Genomic DNA, 17,642 nt, shown 5'->3' with positions numbered 1-17,642 from the left:
GTCGGACGGGTGGCGCGATCCGGCGGCGGGAGGGCCCCGGGCCCGCTATCGGCGCGGTCCCGCGACGGCGTAGACCGCCGTGCCGGAGACGGCCAGGGCCAGGGCGGTCCAGGTGGCGGCCGCCGTGTCGGGCGGCAGCAGCAGCCAGGTCAGCAGTTGCGTCGCGCCGTCCGGCGAGGGCGGAAGGACGAAGGAGAACGACAGCCACGCGAAGGGCGGGATCCACGCGTACTGCGCCCCCAACCCGGCCGCGCCGAAGGCCGCGAGCCCCATCAGCCCCGCGCTGTCGCGCACGACGAACGCGGCGAAGTCGGCGTCGGCCCGCTGCCCGTCCAGTGTCCCCACCGCCACCAGCACCGCCGCGACGAGCACGCCGCCGAGCAGTACGTGCGCCGCCCGGCGGGGCATCCAGCGGATCGCGGCGGCCCGGTCCAACGCGGGTTCCTGCCCGCCGAGTCCGACCGAGACCGCCGTCGCCCCCGCGGTGAGGACGATCGCGGACAGCCGCGGGTCCTGCGGTCCTCCGCCGCCGATCCGGGCGAGCGCCCACACCACGAGTGCGCCGGCCAGCACCACGCAGAGCGAGGCGGGTGCCTGCCGCGAGCGCGCGTACAGGGTCAGCCATCTCATCGGACCGCACCTCCGGCCAGCGCGGCGAGCGGGTCGCCCGAGCAGGAGAGGGCGGCGGCGTGCATGGCGCGGATCCGCAGCTGCTGTTCCGGCCGCGGCAGCGCGGTGAACTCGGCCCACACGGGCCGGATCTCGTCGCCCTGCTCCTTCGCGCCGTGCATGGTCCCGTCGAGCGGCCGGGGGGTGTCCCCGAGGACCCAGGCGGCCCCGATGCTCTGTGCGGCGGCCTCGTTGACGCGGCCGCTCTCGGTGTCGCTGCGGGGGGCGCACGTCGGGGCGATGCCCTGGCCGACCACGGCCCGCGTCAGACCCTCGCCCCTGGCGTCGCCGATCACCGCGTCGTCGAAGTCGAGGATCACGAACGCCTGCGACCGCTCCGGCGTCCCGGCGAGCGCCCGCGGGACGGTGGTCTCGTGGAGGCCGCCGGGCGCCTGGTCGCCCAGGGCGCCGCGCAGCAGGCGCAGGGCCTCCCTGCCCGGTTGCGCGAGTCCGGCGAGCCGTGCGCCCCGGGCCGCCGTCACGCACACCGGGCCGTCGCACACCTGCGCCGCCGCGGCCCGGTCGACGACGTAGGTGTCGCGGGGGTGCGCCGGGAGCAGGAGCAGGGCCGCGGCCCCGGCCGCCAGGAGGGGGCAGAGGGCGAGCAGGCGGGCGCGCGGGGTGGCGGCGGCGAGGAGCGCGAGGCCCGTCGCGGCCATGCCGAGCAGCCAGAGCGTCTGCCCGAGGTGCACGGCCGGGGAGAGCGTGAGCAGCGTGTCGCGCACGCTCGCCACCCCCGGGGCCAGCAGGGAGAGGCGGTTGGGCACGGCGGAGGTCGGCAGCGCGCCCTCCGAGGTCTGGTTCTGCCGGAGGAAGCTGGTGAGCAGGAAGGCGGCCACGGCCAACGCGGGCGGGGTCAGGACGGAGGGCAGGGCCCGCGCGACGCCCATGCCCAGCACGGCTCCCGCGGCCAGCGCGAGCGCCGCCACCAGGGAGACCGGCAGCCAGCCGAGGTGGGTGTACGGGACGTCGCCGGCCAGCACCTGCACGGCGCCCACGAGGACGAGCAGCCCGAAGGCCGATACCAGCGCGAAGGCCGTCGTGCCCGCGAGGGCGGCCGCGCGGTGCCGGGCCGGCCGCGGGGTGCTGGTCAGCAGCTCGGACACCTTCGAGCGGTGGTCGCGCAGCCCTTGGAGCGCTCCGAGTCCCACGGCGAGCGGCCCCAGGAAGATCAGGAGGTAGCGGGTCCACAGGGCCATGGAGGTCCACTGGGCCGTCCACAGCGCGGTGCCCTTCCACCACGGCCCGGAGACGAGGTGCAGGAACGCGAGCGAGAGCACCAGGACGGCGGCGCCGGCCCAGAGGGCGACCGACCGCCGCAGTTCGATGCGCAGGATGCGGAGGTTCACCAGGCACCCCTCGTCCGCACCGGGTCCAGGAGCAGCGCCGAGTAGCCGCGCTCCAGCGGGCTGTCGCCCACGTGTTCCGGGCCGCCCGCCGCGGCGAGCCGGGCCGGCGTGCCCTGGAAGACCAGCCGTCCCTCGGCGAACAGCACCACGTCGGTGCAGGCCGCTGCCACGTCCTCCACCAGATGGGTGGAGACGACCACGCAGGCGTCCCTGCCCAGTTCCTGGAGCAGGGCGCGCAAGCGCAGCCGCTGCGCCGGGTCCAGGCCGACCGTCGGCTCGTCCAGCAGGAGGATCGACGGGTCGTTGACGATGGCCTGGGCGATGCCGGCCCGCCGCACCATCCCGCCCGACAGCGCCTTCATCCGTTCGTCGGCCCGGTCGGCCAGGCCGACCCGCTCCACGGCGCGCTGCACGGCCGCGGGGATGTCCGCCGCGGGCACCTCCTTCAGCCAGGCCATGTACTCGACGAACTCGCGTACGGTGAAGCGCTTGTAGTAGCCGAACTCCTGCGGCAGGTAGCCGATCCGGCGGCGCAGCGCGCGGTGCTCGCCCAGCCCGCCCGCGGACTCCCCGAGCAGTTCCAGCTCGCCCCCGGCGGGCCGCAGGACGGTGGCCAGCGCCCGGATGAGGGTGGTCTTGCCGGCTCCGTTGGGGCCGAGGAGGCCGTGTACGCCGGTGCCCAGCGACAGGTCGAGCCCGTCGACGGCCATCCGGTTCCTGCCCGCCTTGACCTTCAGACCGGTCGCCCGGATCTCCCAGGCGTAGGCCGTGGGGGCGATGTCGGCCCTGCTCACTGTGGGCATCGTGCGCTTCCTCTGCTCTCGGGGGTACTCGGAGATTCGTCTCGGGGATTCGTCTGGGGGATTCGTCTGGGGGGGGTGGCCCGGTTCCTCCGGCGGGGTCGGCGGCCGGCTCACCGGTGGGCTCCCAGCACGGTGTACGCGCCCCTGCGGGCGATCACGACGCCGACGCCGAGCGCGAGGAGCAGCCCCCACACCGGCAGGCCCTCCGCCCGCAGGACGAAGGCCGTACGGCTCGTGGCCAGGGTCGGCGCCAGCACCACCGCGGCCCACCCGGCCGCCACGGCGACGGCCGCGCGGGTCACGCCGATCACCCCGCCCAGCGCCAGGGTCGTCGCGGTGAGGGCCAGGCAGGGCAGCAGCCACTGCGCGGCCGTCACCCCCGTCGCCCATCCCCCCGCCAGGAGCGCGGGGATCACCACGGCGAGCACGGCGGCGGTGCGCCGCAGCACGAGGTGCAGCCCCGCCCTCGGGGTGGAGGCCGTCAGCTCGTACGCCGGGTCCAGGCCGCGCGACCACGAGGCCGCCACGCCGCACACGGGCAGGACGGGGGCGAACAGCAGCACCAGGGACGCCCGGTCGGAACCGGGTCCCGCGGCCAGGTCCAGCAGCAGCGCGAGCAGCGTCACGGCCAGGACCATCGCCAGCCACGGCGTCATGGCGGGCGTGGTCCAGGCCGACAGCCGCGCCCGGTACCTGCGCGGCGGCGCCGGGACGGCCGCGTCCAGTTGGGGCCCGAGGTCGGACCAGACCGCCTCGGTCAGCGCCGCCACGGCGGGCGCCTCGGCCGTGACGGCGTCCGACAGCCGGTCACGGCAGAGCCGGCAGCCCTCCAGGTGGGCCTCCAGGGCCCACACCTCGTCCGCGACGAGGTCCGCGTCGCCGCGCGCGTAGCCGACGACGAGCCGCGCCGACGCGTGTTCCGCGTTCATCCCAGCACCTCCCGCATCACGATCCGGGCCCGGCGGGCGCGGGTCTTGACCGTTCCCTCGGGCAGTCCGAGCAGCACGGCCGTCTCCCTGACGGACAGTCCGTCCAGCACCATGGCCTGCAGCACCTCTCTGAGTTCCGGGGCGAGGCGCCGCAGCGCGTCGCCGACGTCACCGCCGACGGTCGACACCAGCGCCTCCTCCTCGGCCGCGGGCGCCACGGGGTGCGGCGCGGCGGCCGGTGGCGGCTCGGCGTGGTGGGCCCTGCGCCGGAACGCGTCGACGAGGCGGCGGGCCGCGATCGTCCACAGCCAGCCGACGGCCGATCCTCCGGTCCTGCTCCCGGCGAAGGAGCCCGCCGCCCGCCACACCGCCAGGAACGTCTCCTGCATGACCTCGGCGACGATCTGCTGGTCTGCGCAGCGGCGGCTCAGCCGCACCGCCAGCCACGGCGACGTGCGCCGGTACAGCTCCTCGAAGGCCGCCCGGTCTCCCCGGGCCACCTGGCGCAGGAGGCGCTCCTCGTCCGGTTCCTGCGGCGCTGCCGCACCCACTCGTTTCACACCTGCTAGACGCGCGGCCCGGGCCGCGGGTTTTCCCCGGGGAGTGATCCGGGACACATCCGGGCGGCCGGGCCGCCCTCGCCCGGCGCCGGGAGCCGCCGTCGGCCGCGTGCAGCAACCTGCATGCGGCCATGCCGGTTGCTGCACGCGGCCGCTCTCCCGCGCGGGGTCGCGCGCGGGCAGGATTGTTCGTGCGGGGACGGCCGCCCGGACAGCATCCGGACAGGACGCCGGCCCGCGGGACGATCTCCGTAGGGGGCCTCCGGTCCGCCGCACGCGCACCGTCCGAACGTTCCTTCCCAGACCAGGGGGTTGCCCGTGAACCGCTTCGCCGTCCGTATCGCCACAGTCGCCATCGGCGGTCTCGTCGTCCTCGCCGGGGCCGGCGCCGCCCGGGCCGACGAGACGGGTCCGGCGCCGCAGACCGCGATCGTCTCGCCCTCGGACCCGGCGGCGGGCGACCCCGCGCAGACCGTCCCGCTCACCCCGCTCACCAACGACTGGGGCTGAGCCGGGGCGCGGGAATCGCGCCGCCGAGGCAATGCGCACCGGTTGCGGCTCGGAGGGGCCGGCCCGCTGTCCGCATCGGTCGACGAGACCGCCCCTTCTCGTCACGCAATACGGGTGGGCCGGAAAACCGACCCACCCGTTTCGAGAGACACCCGGAGGAATTAAAGCAGAACGGAATCCCTGGCGGCACGAACAAAAGGGCACACTGTTCTGCCCTCCCGCCCCTTCCCTTTACTTCGCACATCTGCAATGCCCTGACCAGCACATGAAGCGTTCGGGCCGGGACGGTCGGAGGTTCCCTTGAGGGTGCGGATACAGCCAATTGGAAGGGTGCGCTCCGTCCGCTAATGTGCCGATACCCGAAAACGCGCCGACACCCGGCGATGCCGCGCCCCCAGGGGTGCGAGCACAAGAATGCGGATTATCCCTCCCGGCATTCGACGGTTTCCAAGTTGTCTTGAAACAACGCGCCTCCATTCCCCCACCCGCCACGACGTTGATCACCCATCCCCCACATCACATACTGCGCTCACCGGCGGCGGGTGGCGTTCCGGCCACGGCCCGAGACGGCCCCCGCCTTCATCCCGAGCTCCTGGGGGAGACTTGCGCGCACAAGTGCACAGAGCACGCGCCTACACCATCGCGGCGGCCACATCGGTGGCCCTCGTGGCAGGCATGACCGGCCCGGCGACGGCCGTCACCGCGAACGTGACGGCCTCACCGGACTCCGCACGATCCGACGGCAACCAGCGGATCCGGCTCATCACGGGCGACCGCGTGGTGGTCGGCGCCGCGGGCCGGGTGGTGGGCTTCGAACCGGCCAAGGGCCGCGAACGCATACCCGTACAGGTGCAACGCACCAAGGACCGCACGCTGGTGGTGCCCGGCGACGCCCAGGGCCTGATCGCCGCGGGCCGGCTGGACCAGCGGCTCTTCGACGTCGGCGCGCTCACCGACCCCTTGCTCCGCAAGAGCCACGGCGACGGGCTCAAGCTGATCGTGCAGTACGACGGGGACTCCGCCGCCGCACGGGACCAGGTGCGTGCGGCCGGCGACACCCGGGTGCAGGGCACGTTCCCCACCCTCGGCGCGGACGCGGTGCGCACGCCGCAGGACGACGTGGCCGAAGTGTGGGAAGCCCTCACCGACGAGCAGAAGAGCGGGATGCGCACCGCCGCCCCCGGCATCGCCAAGGTGTGGCTGGACGGGGTGCGCCGGGCCAGCCTGGACCGCAGCGTCCGGCAGATCGGCGCCGACAAGGCGTGGGAGGCCGGGTACGACGGCAAGGGCGTCAAGATCGCCGTCCTCGACACCGGCGTCGACGCGACGCACGAGGACCTGAGGACCCAGGTCGTCGGCGAGAAGAACTTCTCGTCCTCGCCCGACACCGCGGACCGGGTCGGACACGGCACCCACGTCGCCTCGATCGCCGCCGGCACCGGCGCCCTGTCGGGCGGCAGGTACAAGGGCGTCGCGCCCGGCGCCAAGGTCATCAGCGGCAAGGTGCTCAACGACAACGGGTTCGGCAGCGACTCCGGCATCATCGCGGGCATGGAGTGGGCCGCGGCCGAGGGCGCGGACGTCGTCAACCTCAGCCTGGGGAGCCCGGACTCCCCCGGCATCGACCCGATGGAGGCGACGGTCAACAGGCTGTCCGCCGAGAAGGGGATCCTGTTCGCCGTCGCGGCGGGCAACGAGGGCGAGTGGGGCGCGTCGACGGTGGGCTCGCCGGGCAGTGCGGACGCCGCGCTGACCGTCGGCGCCGTCGACCGGGACGACAAGCTGGCTCCCTTCTCCAGCATCGGCCCGCGCGCCGGTGACGGCGCCGTCAAGCCGGACGTGACGGCCCCCGGCGTCGCCATCGCCGCGGCCGCGGCCGCCGGCAGCGCGATCGACACCGACCCCGGCACGCCGCACCCGGCCCCCGGCTACCTGCAGATCGACGGCACCTCCATGGCCACCCCGCACGTGGCGGGCGCGGCGGCGATCCTGAAGCAGCGGCATCCGGACTGGACGTCCACCGAGCTCAAGGGCGCGCTGACCGCCTCCGCGAAGGGCGGCGACTACACCGTCTTCCAGCAGGGCTCGGGACGCGTCCAGGTCGACAAGGCGCTGGCCACGAGCGTGATCGCGGAACCCGTCTCGCTGAACTTCGGCCTCGCGCAGTGGCCGCACGCGGACGACCGGCCGCTCACCAAGAAGCTCGTCTACCGCAACCTCGGGACCACCGACGTCACCCTCGACCTGTCGGTGTCCGGACTGGACCCGTCGGGCAAGCCGGCCCCGGCCGGGTTCTTCGCGCTGGGCGCCCCCAAGGTCACGGTGCCCGCCGGCGGGAAGGCCGAGGTCGACCTGACGGCCGACACCAGGATCGGCGACGCCGACGGCACCTACTCGGGCTACGTCACCGCCAGCGGCGCGGGCCAGGCCGTCCGCACGGCCGCGGCGGCCGTCCGCGAGGCGGAGTCGTACGACCTCACGCTGCGGACCGTCGACCGCGACGGCAGCGACGCCCGGATCTTCGACAACACCCTGACCGGCGTCGCCGGGCCCGGCAAGGGCTTCCAGACCCGCATCGGCAACGAGCCGGGCACGCACACGATCCGGGTGCCCAAGGGCTCGTACACCCTCAACACGGCCGTCTACCAGGACCCGTCGGACTTCACCAAGGGCACCGACTGGATCGCCCAGCCGAAGCTGGACGTCTCCGCTGACACCACGGTCGTCGCCGACGCCCGCACCGCCAAGCCGGTGGACCTCACCGTGCCCGGCATCGACAAGGTCGACTTCGGCGGGACGTACTACGAGGTCGCGACGGAGGCCGGCCGGATCGGCAACGGCTGGGTGCTCAGGGGCTTCACCAACTTCCGCACCGCCCACGCGGGTCCGGCCGTCACCGACGGCTCGCTCCTGCAGACCTGGGACGCGCACGTCGTCAAGGACGCCACCACCCAGTACTCGGTCGCCTTCGGCGGCAAGACGCAGAAGGTCTCGACCGGCTACACCAAGCACGTGAAGGCGAACGAGCTGGCGCGCCTCGACGTCGGCCTCGGCGCCTCCGTGCCCGGCAAGAGCGCCTACGTCTCCCCGTACGCCCATCTGCCGGGCGCACCGGAGGGCAACGGCTTCTCGGCGCCGCAGGCGGCGCCGGGCGTGCGCACCTTCTACGTCTCCACCGCCGACGGCGTCGAGTGGCTGACCAGGTTCAGCCAGGCGGGCGAGCCCGACGAGTGGGGCTACCCCACCCACGACGGCTCGTTCCAGATGCTCGCGCCGAAGCGCTACGCGGCCGGCAAGACGTACCGGGAGAACTTCAACACCGGGGTCTTCGGCCCGCTCCTGGGCGCGGACCTGGGCGTGTTCCGGACCGCACCCGATCCGGCCACGGGCGTGCAGCAGCTCGTCGGCTCCCTGCCGCTGTTCTCCGACGGCCAGGGCCACGCGGGTGCCTCCACGTACACCTCGGCCACCTCGACGCTGTACCGCAACGGGGTCAAGGTCGGGGAGAACGCCGACCCGCTGACCGGCAACGCGCCCTTCACGGTCGATGCCGCCGACGCCGAGTACCGGCTGACGGCCTCCGTCGAGCAGTCGGCGAAGGTCGGCTCGACCTCCACCCGCATCGACGCCGGCTTCACCTTCCGCTCCCGTCAGGTGGCGGCCACCACGGCGCTGCCGGTGTCCACGGTCCGCTTCGCGGCCCCCGTCGACCTGGCCTCGCGCGCCCCGGCGGGCAAGGCCGTCCAGGTCCCGGTGACCGTGCAGGGCTCGGCGGCCGGAGCCAACCTCGGGTCGCTCTCCGTGTCCGTGAGCTACGACGACGGGAAGACCTGGCAGTCCGTGAAGGTGAAGGACGGCAAGGTCTCGCTGAAGAACCCGGCGAAGGACAAGGCGCTCTCGCTGCGGGCCGACGTCGCGGACAAGCAGGGCAACGCCTCCACGCTGACGATCCACAACGCGTACTACGGCAAGTGAGCTAGCACCGGCTAGCACCGGCGCCGTCTCGGCGCTTCAAGGGCGCCCGGCCCGCGGATTCCCGCGTGCCGGGCGCCTTCGGTGCGCCGTGGGCCCGGTGACGGGTGGCGGAGGGAGCCCGCCGGGCGTGGAATGGAGGGGTGGGGCCGTGAGCGAGGAGGCGTCGTGGGTGTCGCACCGCTGACCGAGATCCTCTCCGGACCGTTCGCGCACCGGTACGCCGTACCGGCCGTCAACGTGTTCAACGATCTGACGATGGAGGCCGTGCTGGCCGCGGCGGTCGAGAAGCGGTCGCCGCTGATCGTGCAGACCTCCGTCAAGACGGTGAAGTCCATCGGCAGCGACGTGCTGTACGCGATGTGGACGTCCATGACGGCCGGGATCGAGGTGCCCGTCGCCCTGCACCTCGATCACTGTCCGGAGCGCGACGTCATCACGGAGTGTCTGCGGCGGGGCTGGAACTCGGTGCTGTTCGACGCGTCGAAGCTGCCGGTCGAGGAGAACATGCGGCAGACCGTCGAGGTCGTCGCCGAGGCCCGCTCCCACGGGGCGGCCGTCGAGGGCGAGATCGAGTCGATCACCGGTGTGGAGGACGGCGTGGGCAGCGACACCGCCGCCGCGCAGCAGTCCCTGGAGGTGGCCCTGGAGTTCCTGCGGACCACCCGGGTCGACGTCTTCGCCCCGGCGATCGGGAACGCCCACGGGTCGTACCGGCAGGCTCCGGTGCTCGACGCCCAGCGGGTGTCGGACATCGTGGCGGCGTACCCCGTGCCGATCGCGCTGCACGGCGGGAGCGGCCTGTCCGACGAGCAGTTCCACGACCTGATCTCCCGGGGGTGCGCGAAGGTCAACATCTCGACCGCCCTCAAGGAGACGTTCATGAAGTCCGGGCTGGCGTTCCTGGAGACGGCGGCGGAGCGGGACACGTGGGACCCGCCCTCGCTCTTCCGGGCGGTCCGCCGGGACGTCGTCGAGCTGACCGGTTCGCTGATGACCGTGTTCGGCAGCGCCGGCCGGGCGGGATGACACCGTGTCCGCGCTGGTCTACGACTGCGACGGCGTCCTCGCCGACACCGAGCGCCACGGACACCTGCCCGCGTTCAACGCGACGTTCGAGGAGTTCGGGCTGCCGGTGCGCTGGAGCGACGCCGAGTACGCGCGGAAGGTGAAGGTCGGTGGCGGCAAGGAGCGGATGAAGACGCTGCTGACGCCGGATTTCGTGGCCGCGGCGGGCCTGCCGGCCGATCCCGCGGCACTGGACGGGGAGGTCGCCCGCTGGCACCGGCGCAAGACCGAGATCTACACCGGGATCATCCGCGGCGGCGCGATTCCGGCCCGCCCCGGGGTGCGGCGGATCGCCGAGGCGGCGGCCGCGGCCGGATGGACCCTCGCGGTCGCCTCCACCTCCGCCGAACCGGCCGTCCGCAGCGTCCTCGAACTCGCCATGGGCCCCGAACTGGCCTCCCGGTTCGCCGTGTTCGCCGGAGACGTGGTCCGGCGGAAGAAGCCGGCCCCGGACATCTACGCGTACGCCGTGCGCACGCTGGGCCTCGACCCGTCGGCCGTCGTCGCGATCGAGGACAGCCGCAACGGCATGCTGGCCGCGCTCGGCGCCGGACTCGCCTGCGCCGTCACCACCAGCGCGTACACCGGCGAGGAGGACTTCGCCGGCGCCTCCCTCGTGGTCACCTCGTTCGGCGACCCGCCGCCCCGGGAGACCGTCACCCGGGTGCTGCACGATCCCCTCGGCGTGCACCCGGGGCCCTGGGTGGAGTTGGCGGACCTGGCCGCCGTGCTCAGCGCCGGACCGCCCCCGCCACCGCCTTGGCAGGAACTGACGTAGCGCCAGTCAGGAGAGTCATGACAACGCCCTCGACATCCGCCGGCGACCTCGCCTTCGTCGTCCGGACCATCGCCCGGACCGCGGTCGACCACGAGCAGGACTTCGGTGACCTCGACGCCGTCGCGGGAGACGGCGACTTCGGCTTCTCGCTCGCCCGCGGCTTCGAGATCGTCCTGGCCGACTGGGACACCCTCGACGCGGACACCCCGCCCGAGTTCCTCAAGCGGGTCGCCGTGGTGATCTCCAAGCGGGTCGGCGGCACCTCGGGACCGCTGTGGGGCACCGCCTTCCTGCGGGCCGCCGGCGTCGTGACGGACCGCTCGGAGCTGGACGCGTCGGACGCGGTCGCCATGCTGCGGGCCGCCGCCGAAGGGATCAAGGCGCGCGGCAGGTCCGACCTCGGGGACAAGACGCTGCTGGACGCCCTCATCCCGATGACCGACGCTCTGGAACGGCGACTGGCCGACGGCGAACCGCCCGCCTCGGCCGCCGAGCTCGCCGCCCTGGCCGCCGCGACGGCCCGGACCGCGGCCGACGCGACGACACCGATGCAGGCCAGGCGCGGGCGGCAGAGCTACACCGGTGAGCGCAGCATCGGCTCGCCGGACCCCGGAGCGGTGGCGGTCGCGGTGATGGCGGAGCGCGTCGCGGCCGAGTGGGAGGGGCACGACTGACCACGGGCGGCACCGTCGCCCGGACCGCCCCCGCGGCGCCGGGCGACGAGATCACGAGGAGCACGGCATGAAGAAGTTCGTCAACGACCCGAAGGACTACGTCCCCGAGATGCTGGAGGGGCTGGCGCTGGCCAACCCCGACACGCTGCGGTACGTCCCCGAGTACAACCTGGTCATGCGGGCCGACGCCCCGAAGGAGAACAAGGTGTCCGTCGTGCAGGGCTCCGGTTCCGGGCACGAGCCGGCGCACGTGATGACGGTCGGCCCGGGCATGCTCGACGCCGCCTGCCCCGGCGACGTCTTCGCCGCACCGCCGGCCGACTTCGTCTACGAGACGGTCAAACGGCTCGCCTCCCCCAAGGGCGTCCTGCTCCTGGTCAACAACTACACCGGGGACCGGATGGCGTTCGAGATGGCCGAGGAGCTGTCCCGGGCCGACGGGGTGAGCGTCCGCACCCTCTTCATCGACGACGACGTGGCGGTGCAGGACTCGACGTACACCATCGGCCGGCGCGGGGTGGCCGGCAACTTCTTCGTGATGAAGGCCGTGGGCGCCGCCGCCGAGCGGGGCGCGGACCTCGACGAGGTCCACCGGATCGGCGAGAAGGTCAACTCCGTCACCCGCACCATGGGCATGGCACTCACCGCGTGCACGCCCCCGGCCAAGGGATCACCGCTGTTCGAACTGCCCGACGACGCGGTCGAGATGGGCGTCGGAATCCACGGCGAGCCGGGCCGCGAACGGGAGCAGCTCCGGCCGGCGAGGGACATGGTCCGCGAGCTGGTCGACGCGGTCGTGGACGACCTGCCGTTCACCGGCGGCGACTCGGTCGCCCTGATGGCCAACGGCCTGGGCGGCACCCCCATCGGCGAGCTGTACCTGGTGTACGGGCTGGCCCACAAGCAGGTGGTGGCACGCGGCATCGACGTGTGGCGCAGCTACGTGGGCGAGTACTGCACCTCGCTCGACATGGCCGGCGCGTCCATCACGCTGGTCCGGCTGGACGACGAGATCAGGGGTCTGCTCGGCGATCCGGCGCAGATCCCCGTCCGGGTGTTCTGACGCGCGCGGCCGGCGGCGGACGGGCCGTCGGCCGCCGGCCGGCCGTGGCCGCCGGGGCCGGGCGGGCGCGGTGCGGGGGCTTGACCCTGACGTGCGGGTCAGGGGTTAGCGTCACCGCATTCCCGCGGCGGGTGCGTGTCCTGCCGCTGTCCGGTACCCGGCCCAGGAGCCCCGTATGAGCGCGTCCCTGCCCCGCACCACCCGTGAAGTCCGGCTCGCCTCCGTACCCGTGGGGCTGCCCACGCGGGACCACTTCGTCGTCACCGAGGCCCCGCTGCCCGAACCGGGAGCGGACCGGGTGCTCGTCAGGAACCGTCACTTCCTGGTCTTCCCCGGGCTGCGCACCCTGATCGGCGGCGAGGTCGACGGGGTGCCGCTGCCCGCGCTGCGTCCGGGCGACGCCCTGTTCGGCCCCTGCGTCGGCGAGGTCGTCGCGGCCCCGGCCGGCGGTCCGTTGCGCCCGGGTGACGTCGTGGCGCACCTGCAGGGGTGGCGGGAGTACGCCCTGGTGTCCGCCGCCGAGTGCGCGCCCCTGGGCGATGCGCTGCCCGATCCGGTCGCCCACCTGGCCCAGGGGTCGACGGCCTACGGTGCGTTGACCCGCCTCGCCGGTGTCCGGGAGGGCGACGTGGTCTTCGTCACCGGAGCGGCGGGAGCGGTGGGCTCGCTGGCGGGGCAGATCGCCCGGCTGCTGGGTGCCCGGAGGGTGATCGGCAGCACCGGCTCGCCGTGGAAGGCGGAACGGCTGGTGGCCGAGCTGGGCTACGACGCGGTCGTCCTGCGCGGAGCCGGGTCCGTGGCGGACCAGCTCGCCGCGGTGGCCCCCGAGGGCATCGACGTCCTGGTCGACACGGTCGCGGGCGGGCAGCTGACCGCGGCGCTGGGTGCGGCGCGCCACGGTGCTCGGTTCGCCCTGGTGGGGGCGCTGTCCGGACAATTGTCGGCGCGGCGGGCCGGCGGCAGCGCGCCGGTGGAGATCGACGCCTTCCGCCTCGTGGTCAAGGGCGTCTCGCTGCGCGGGTACAGCGGTGCGGACCATCCGGACGTGGAGGAGGAGTGGACCGGCCGGTTCGGCGCGTGGCTGCGCTCCGGCGAGATCGCCTTCCCCCACGTACGGATCGCGGGCATCGATCGCGCGCCGCAGGCGTTGCAGGAACTGATCGAGGGCCGGCACTTCGGGGCCGTCGTGGTGGAGTTGTAGCCCCGCGGGCGCGGGCACCGGCGGCCCGGCACCCCGGCGGACGGGGACGGGCGGGGACGGGAGTGGAGACCATGCGGATCGGCGAAGCGGCGGCGGCGGCCGGCACCACGGCCAGGGCACTGCGGTTCTACGAACAGCGCGGGTTGCTGCCCCCGCCCGTCCGTACGGCCTCGGGGCAGCGGGAGTACGGGGCCGACGAGGTCGCGCGCGTCCGCGTCATCCGCGACCTGCTGGCCCTCGGGCTCACCGTCGAGGACCTGCGCGGGTGCGCCGACCGGCTCCATCTGCTCTCCGGGGACCCGCTGCCGCGGTGCGGCGCGGTCGAGCCGGGCGCCGCCGGGTCCGGGGTCGTCGGCCGCAGGCTCGCCGCCCTGGACGCCGAGATCGGCCGGCTGGCCGGACTCCGCGAGAACCTCGCGCGGCGGGCTGCCGGCGGCTGACGCCGACGCCGCGGGACCGTGTTCGGGGCGCGGCGGCCCGCCCGGAAGTGCCCGTTTGTGCGGCACCCAAACGCCCGACGCCCGATCTGCACCCGATCGTGTGAACGCGTCGGCCGGACCCGTACAGGAGCACGCGGAACGGGTGATCGTTTCTGCGGGGCGCGGCGGGCCCGCCGTGCACGGCCCGTGTCGAAGGGTGTGTCAGTGGCCGTGGACGTGGTGCGCGAGTCGGCCCGGGCGGGCCGGGTGGTGCTGTGGGAGGAGTCGCCGCGCGACGGTGCCCAGGCCAAGACGCTGATGACGGGCGACTTCCGGGTGCGCCTCGCGCGCGCCCAGGGAGGGGTGTTCGGCGCGGACGGGCCGCGGCACGTGGTGTTCGCCGCAGGCTTTCCGGCCGTGTGCGCCGAGGAGTTCGAAGCGGTCCGGCGGGTGGCGGTGGAGGCCGAGGGCGCGGTGAGCGTGTCCGCGGTGTGCCGGGGCACCCGCGACGACGTGCGCCAGGCCCTGGCCTCGGTCCGGGGCGGCGCGCACGCCAGGATCATGGTGATCGTGCCGGCGTCCGAGGCCATGGCGCGGGTGATGACCCACGGCAGCGCCGAGCGGGCGCTGAGCGCCGGTGCCGCGCTGGTCGCGCAGGCCCGGGAGGACGGCGACGGCGTCGCGGTCGACGTGTGCCTGGCCGACGCCTCCCGTGCCGACCACGCCCTGACCGGCGAGCACGCCGCGCGGATGACGGAGGCCGGCGCCGGCGTGGTGGTGCTGGCCGACACGGTCGGCGACCAACTGCCCGAGGAGACCGGGTCCATGTTCGCCGCCGTGCGCCGCCACGCGGGCGAGGAGGTGGTGCTGGCCTCGCACCTGCACAACGACCTCGGCCTCGCACTGGCCAACACCCTCCGGGCCGTGCGGGAGGGCGTCCGCGTGCTGTCGGCGTCCTGGCTGGGCATCGCGGAGCGCAGCGGCATGGTCGCCACCGAGCAGCTCCTGTTCCTCCTCGCCTACCGCCCGGACCGCACCCGCGCCCTCCTCGGCGACGACCGCGACCCGTGGTGGACCGCTCCCGACCTGACCCGGCTGCCCGAGATCGCCCGCATGGTGGCCGCGGAGACCGGTGCGCCGCTGGGCGTGACCACCCCGATCGTCGGGGACGGGGTCGGCACCATCTCCACCGGCACCCCGTTCGTCCACCCCCGACTGTTCGAACCGTACGATCCGCGGGAACTGCTCGGCGTCGAACCCCGCGTGGTCCTCACCCACCTGGCCAGCGCCCGCGTGGTCACCGCCGTCGCCGCGCGGCTCGGGCACGCGCTCGATCCGGACGGGGCGCGCGCGGCGGCCGCCTGGGTGAAGTCGCGCGCCTTCGGCCAGGGGCACGCCGTGGTCGCCGACGCGGACTTCGCCGACCACCTCGCCGGCCGCGCCGTCCCGGCCGCGCGGGCCGGACGGTGAGCGCGCCGGACACCGGTCCCCTCGCCCCCGTGCACACGGCCCTGTTCCGGGGGCTGGCCGTGGTGCTGCCCAACCCGGCCCCCCTGACCTGCGTGGTCGCCGCCACCGCCCCGGAAGCGGTCAACCGGGCCAAGAACCGCCCCGCGGACCAGCCCGTCGCCCTGTGGACCCACCACCCCCGCACCGCCGCACGCGTCCTGCGCGCCCTGGACCTCGCCGCGGACACGGCCGAGATCGCCCGCCGGCTGCTGACCGACGAGCGCGTCACGGTGCTGGCCCCGCTGCGGGCCGACCACGCGCCGCCGCCGTGGCTGGCGCCGGCGACCCACGAGGGCTGGACACTGCTGTTCGGCGCCCGCTGGGGCCCCCTGCGGCCGGTCCTGGACCCGCACCCGGTGCTGTACGTCAGCAGCGCGAACCGCACCGGCCTGCCGCCCGCGCCGACGGCCGCGCGGGCCCGCGCCATGTTCCCCGACGACGTCCCCGTCCTCGACCCGGCCGCGCTTCCCGGAACCGGTGCGGACAGCACGGACACCGCGGACCGCGCGCCCCGCGCGGCGACCACCACGGTCCGCCTGCACCCGGACGGCCGCATGGAGCTGCACCGCTCCGGCGCCCAGGACGGGCCGTACTCCGACGCCGACGCCTACCTGGAGCACCTGCGCACCGCCCACGGCCCCGGGACGGCCCCGTAGACCGTCTCCTTCGCGTCCCGCCGGGCCGCTGCCGCGCGTCGCCCCCGGTGCCCGGGTCGGCGCAGGACGCGTCGGCGGGCGGCTCAGTCGTGCGGGAGGAAGGACGTGCCCCCCTCCGGGGCCGCCGCCGGTTCGGTGACGCCCGCGCGCTTGTACGTCCGCATCAGCAGGGCCGTGTCCGTCGACGTGACCCCGTCGAGGTGGCCGAAGACCCGTGAGGTGAAGGCGTGCAGGTCCGCGAGGTCGCGGTGGCTGGAGTAGCCGAGCAGGGCGGTGGTGCCCGTGGTGACGACCAGGTGCCGGACGGCCGGCTCCCGCGCCAGCAGCCGGATCGCCGCGCCCAGTCGGCTGTGGGCCGTGCCGATCCGGAACCGGGCCTCCACGGGGTAGCCGAGGACCGCCGGGTCCGCGTGCAGCCTCAGGTGGAGGACGTGCGAGGTCATCAGCCGGGCCAGCCGACGGCGCGCCGTGGACTCCCCCACCCGCAGCTCGCGGGCCAGCCGGGTCGTCGACATCCGGGCGTCGCGGTGGAGCAGGGCGACCAGGCCGCGGTCGAGTTCGTCCACGGCCAGCGGCGCCCGCGGGCCGCGCCCGGCCATGACGAGCCGGCGCGTCCGCGTCGGCTCGTCGTCGTACGGGGCCCAGTCCGCGGCGGTGAGCAGCAGCCGCATCACCACGCCGGAGTGGATGTCCACGACCCCGTCCATGCGGCCGACCACCGAGTCGATCAGGGTCAGCAGCGTCTGGTGGTCGGGGGTGTTGAACTCCGCGAACACCTCCAGCGCGCCGGTGGCCACCTCCACCGACCGGGTCTCGGGGCGGCGGGCGAGGGCCAGCGCGGTCTCGTGGACCCGGCCGGGAGCGCAGCGCACGGCGAGCTCGGCGGTGATGCCCTCGCCCAGGTACTCGGGAACCAGGGCCGCCGTGAAGCGGACGTGGCCGGTGGCCGTCATGCGTTCCAGGCGGCGCGCGACGGTCCGCTCGTGCACCCCGGCGGCGGCCGCGACCTCGGCGAACCCGGCACGGGGGTCGCGGTGCAGCACGCGGAGCACGGCGTGGTCGACCTCGTCGAGCACCGGCAGGGGTGCGGGGGATGCCGCGGGGCGCGGCGCGTCGGGTGTCATCGGGCCTCCGGGCCTGTTCGAGCGGGACCTGTCGGGGTCTGGTCCGGGGCCGGCCACGCGCCCGTGCCCGGGGCCCGGATCGGGGCCCGCGCCGACCGCGGTGCCCGGCCGGCGACCGTACGGCACGCCTCGTGGGCGACGGCAGGGGTGTCCGAGGTGCGCCCGCCGGCCCCGGCCGGTGCCGGAATCCGCCGTCGGCGGGCGACCGAATGCCGTGTTCACCCGATTATGGGGCCCCCTCTTGCCCGCGCCACGGCCCGCACCGGACATTGTGGTGCGGATGGCGCCCGCCCCGGCCCGACGACGGGAGCGCGGCGGCCCGCCCCTTCCTTCCTGCCTCGGCCCCCAGGCCGCCCCC

The 17,642-nt window shown here is 74.8% G+C and carries 16 protein-coding genes; 10 read left to right on the top strand and 6 right to left on the bottom strand.

The annotated features are described in order from the left end of the window. Positions 1–45 precede the first annotated feature (45 nt). The 5 genes from CP968_RS28770 to CP968_RS28750 form a co-directional block, all read right to left on the bottom strand. Complete coding sequence (locus CP968_RS28770) at positions 46–630, bottom strand: hypothetical protein (RefSeq protein WP_150520764.1); 585 nt, start codon at positions 628–630, stop codon at positions 46–48. Continuing rightward, on the bottom strand, positions 627–2,018 hold the full coding sequence (locus CP968_RS28765) for a hypothetical protein (RefSeq protein WP_150520763.1): 1,392 nt from the start codon (positions 2,016–2,018) through the stop codon (positions 627–629). Before CP968_RS28765 ends, CP968_RS28770 begins: the two co-directional genes overlap by 4 nt. Continuing rightward, positions 2,015–2,821: an ABC transporter ATP-binding protein gene (locus CP968_RS28760; RefSeq protein ID WP_150520762.1), complete on the bottom strand. Its 807-nt coding sequence runs from the start codon at positions 2,819–2,821 to the stop codon at positions 2,015–2,017. The genes CP968_RS28765 and CP968_RS28760 overlap by 4 nt, the downstream gene beginning before the upstream one ends. Before the next feature lie 110 nt (positions 2,822–2,931). Beyond that, positions 2,932–3,750, bottom strand: a complete 819-nt coding sequence (locus CP968_RS28755; RefSeq protein WP_150520761.1) for a zf-HC2 domain-containing protein — start codon at positions 3,748–3,750, stop codon at positions 2,932–2,934. Further along, positions 3,747–4,301 carry an RNA polymerase sigma factor gene (locus tag CP968_RS28750; RefSeq protein ID WP_150520760.1) on the bottom strand — a complete coding sequence of 185 codons (555 nt, stop codon included), beginning with the start codon at positions 4,299–4,301 and terminating at the stop codon, positions 3,747–3,749. Before CP968_RS28750 ends, CP968_RS28755 begins: the two co-directional genes overlap by 4 nt. A gap of 327 nt (positions 4,302–4,628) precedes the next feature. Between CP968_RS28750 and CP968_RS28745 the strand changes: the two genes are divergently transcribed. The 10 genes from CP968_RS28745 to CP968_RS28700 all read left to right on the top strand — a co-directional run bounded on the left by CP968_RS28745 (position 4,629) and on the right by CP968_RS28700 (position 16,160). Next, positions 4,629–4,820: a hypothetical protein gene (locus CP968_RS28745; protein WP_150520759.1), complete on the top strand. Its 192-nt coding sequence runs from the start codon at positions 4,629–4,631 to the stop codon at positions 4,818–4,820. Positions 4,821–5,495: 675 nt separating this feature from the next. Then, positions 5,496–8,795: a S8 family peptidase gene (locus tag CP968_RS28740; RefSeq protein WP_150522184.1), complete on the top strand. Its 3,300-nt coding sequence runs from the start codon at positions 5,496–5,498 to the stop codon at positions 8,793–8,795. 165 nt (positions 8,796–8,960) lie between these two features. After that, a complete protein-coding gene (locus CP968_RS28735) occupies positions 8,961–9,821 on the top strand; it encodes a class II fructose-bisphosphate aldolase (RefSeq protein WP_150520758.1) in 861 nt (286 codons plus the stop codon). 4 nt (positions 9,822–9,825) lie between these two features. Then, positions 9,826–10,638, top strand: coding sequence for an HAD-IA family hydrolase (locus CP968_RS28730; protein ID WP_150520757.1), 813 nt, complete (start codon positions 9,826–9,828; stop codon positions 10,636–10,638). A 17-nt stretch (positions 10,639–10,655) separates the two neighbouring features. Further along, positions 10,656–11,312: a dihydroxyacetone kinase subunit DhaL gene (gene dhaL, locus CP968_RS28725; RefSeq protein WP_150520756.1), complete on the top strand. Its 657-nt coding sequence runs from the start codon at positions 10,656–10,658 to the stop codon at positions 11,310–11,312. 67 nt (positions 11,313–11,379) lie between these two features. Continuing rightward, complete coding sequence (gene dhaK / locus CP968_RS28720; RefSeq protein ID WP_150520755.1) at positions 11,380–12,375, top strand: dihydroxyacetone kinase subunit DhaK; 996 nt, start codon at positions 11,380–11,382, stop codon at positions 12,373–12,375. A 175-nt stretch (positions 12,376–12,550) separates the two neighbouring features. Beyond that, positions 12,551–13,576 carry an MDR family NADP-dependent oxidoreductase gene (locus tag CP968_RS28715; RefSeq protein ID WP_150520754.1) on the top strand — a complete coding sequence of 342 codons (1,026 nt, stop codon included), beginning with the start codon at positions 12,551–12,553 and terminating at the stop codon, positions 13,574–13,576. Positions 13,577–13,647: 71 nt separating this feature from the next. Then, entirely contained in the window at positions 13,648–14,016 is a 369-nt protein-coding gene (locus CP968_RS28710) for a MerR family transcriptional regulator (RefSeq protein ID WP_150520753.1), read from the top strand. 204 nt (positions 14,017–14,220) lie between these two features. Next, complete coding sequence (locus CP968_RS28705) at positions 14,221–15,465, top strand: 2-isopropylmalate synthase (RefSeq protein WP_229886880.1); 1,245 nt, start codon at positions 14,221–14,223, stop codon at positions 15,463–15,465. A gap of 29 nt (positions 15,466–15,494) precedes the next feature. Continuing rightward, entirely contained in the window at positions 15,495–16,160 is a 666-nt protein-coding gene (locus CP968_RS28700; protein WP_150520752.1) for a hypothetical protein, read from the top strand. A gap of 83 nt (positions 16,161–16,243) precedes the next feature. Here CP968_RS28700 and CP968_RS28695 read toward each other — a convergent pair whose 3' ends face one another. Beyond that, positions 16,244–17,284 carry an Lrp/AsnC family transcriptional regulator gene (locus CP968_RS28695; protein WP_150520751.1) on the bottom strand — a complete coding sequence of 347 codons (1,041 nt, stop codon included), beginning with the start codon at positions 17,282–17,284 and terminating at the stop codon, positions 16,244–16,246. Between the last annotated feature and the right edge of the window lie 358 nt (positions 17,285–17,642).

The sequence above is a fragment of the Streptomyces subrutilus genome, assembly GCF_008704535.1.
Classification (GTDB): Bacteria; Actinomycetota; Actinomycetes; order Streptomycetales; family Streptomycetaceae; genus Streptomyces; species Streptomyces subrutilus.
This window is presented reverse-complemented; position numbering and strand designations above follow the sequence as displayed.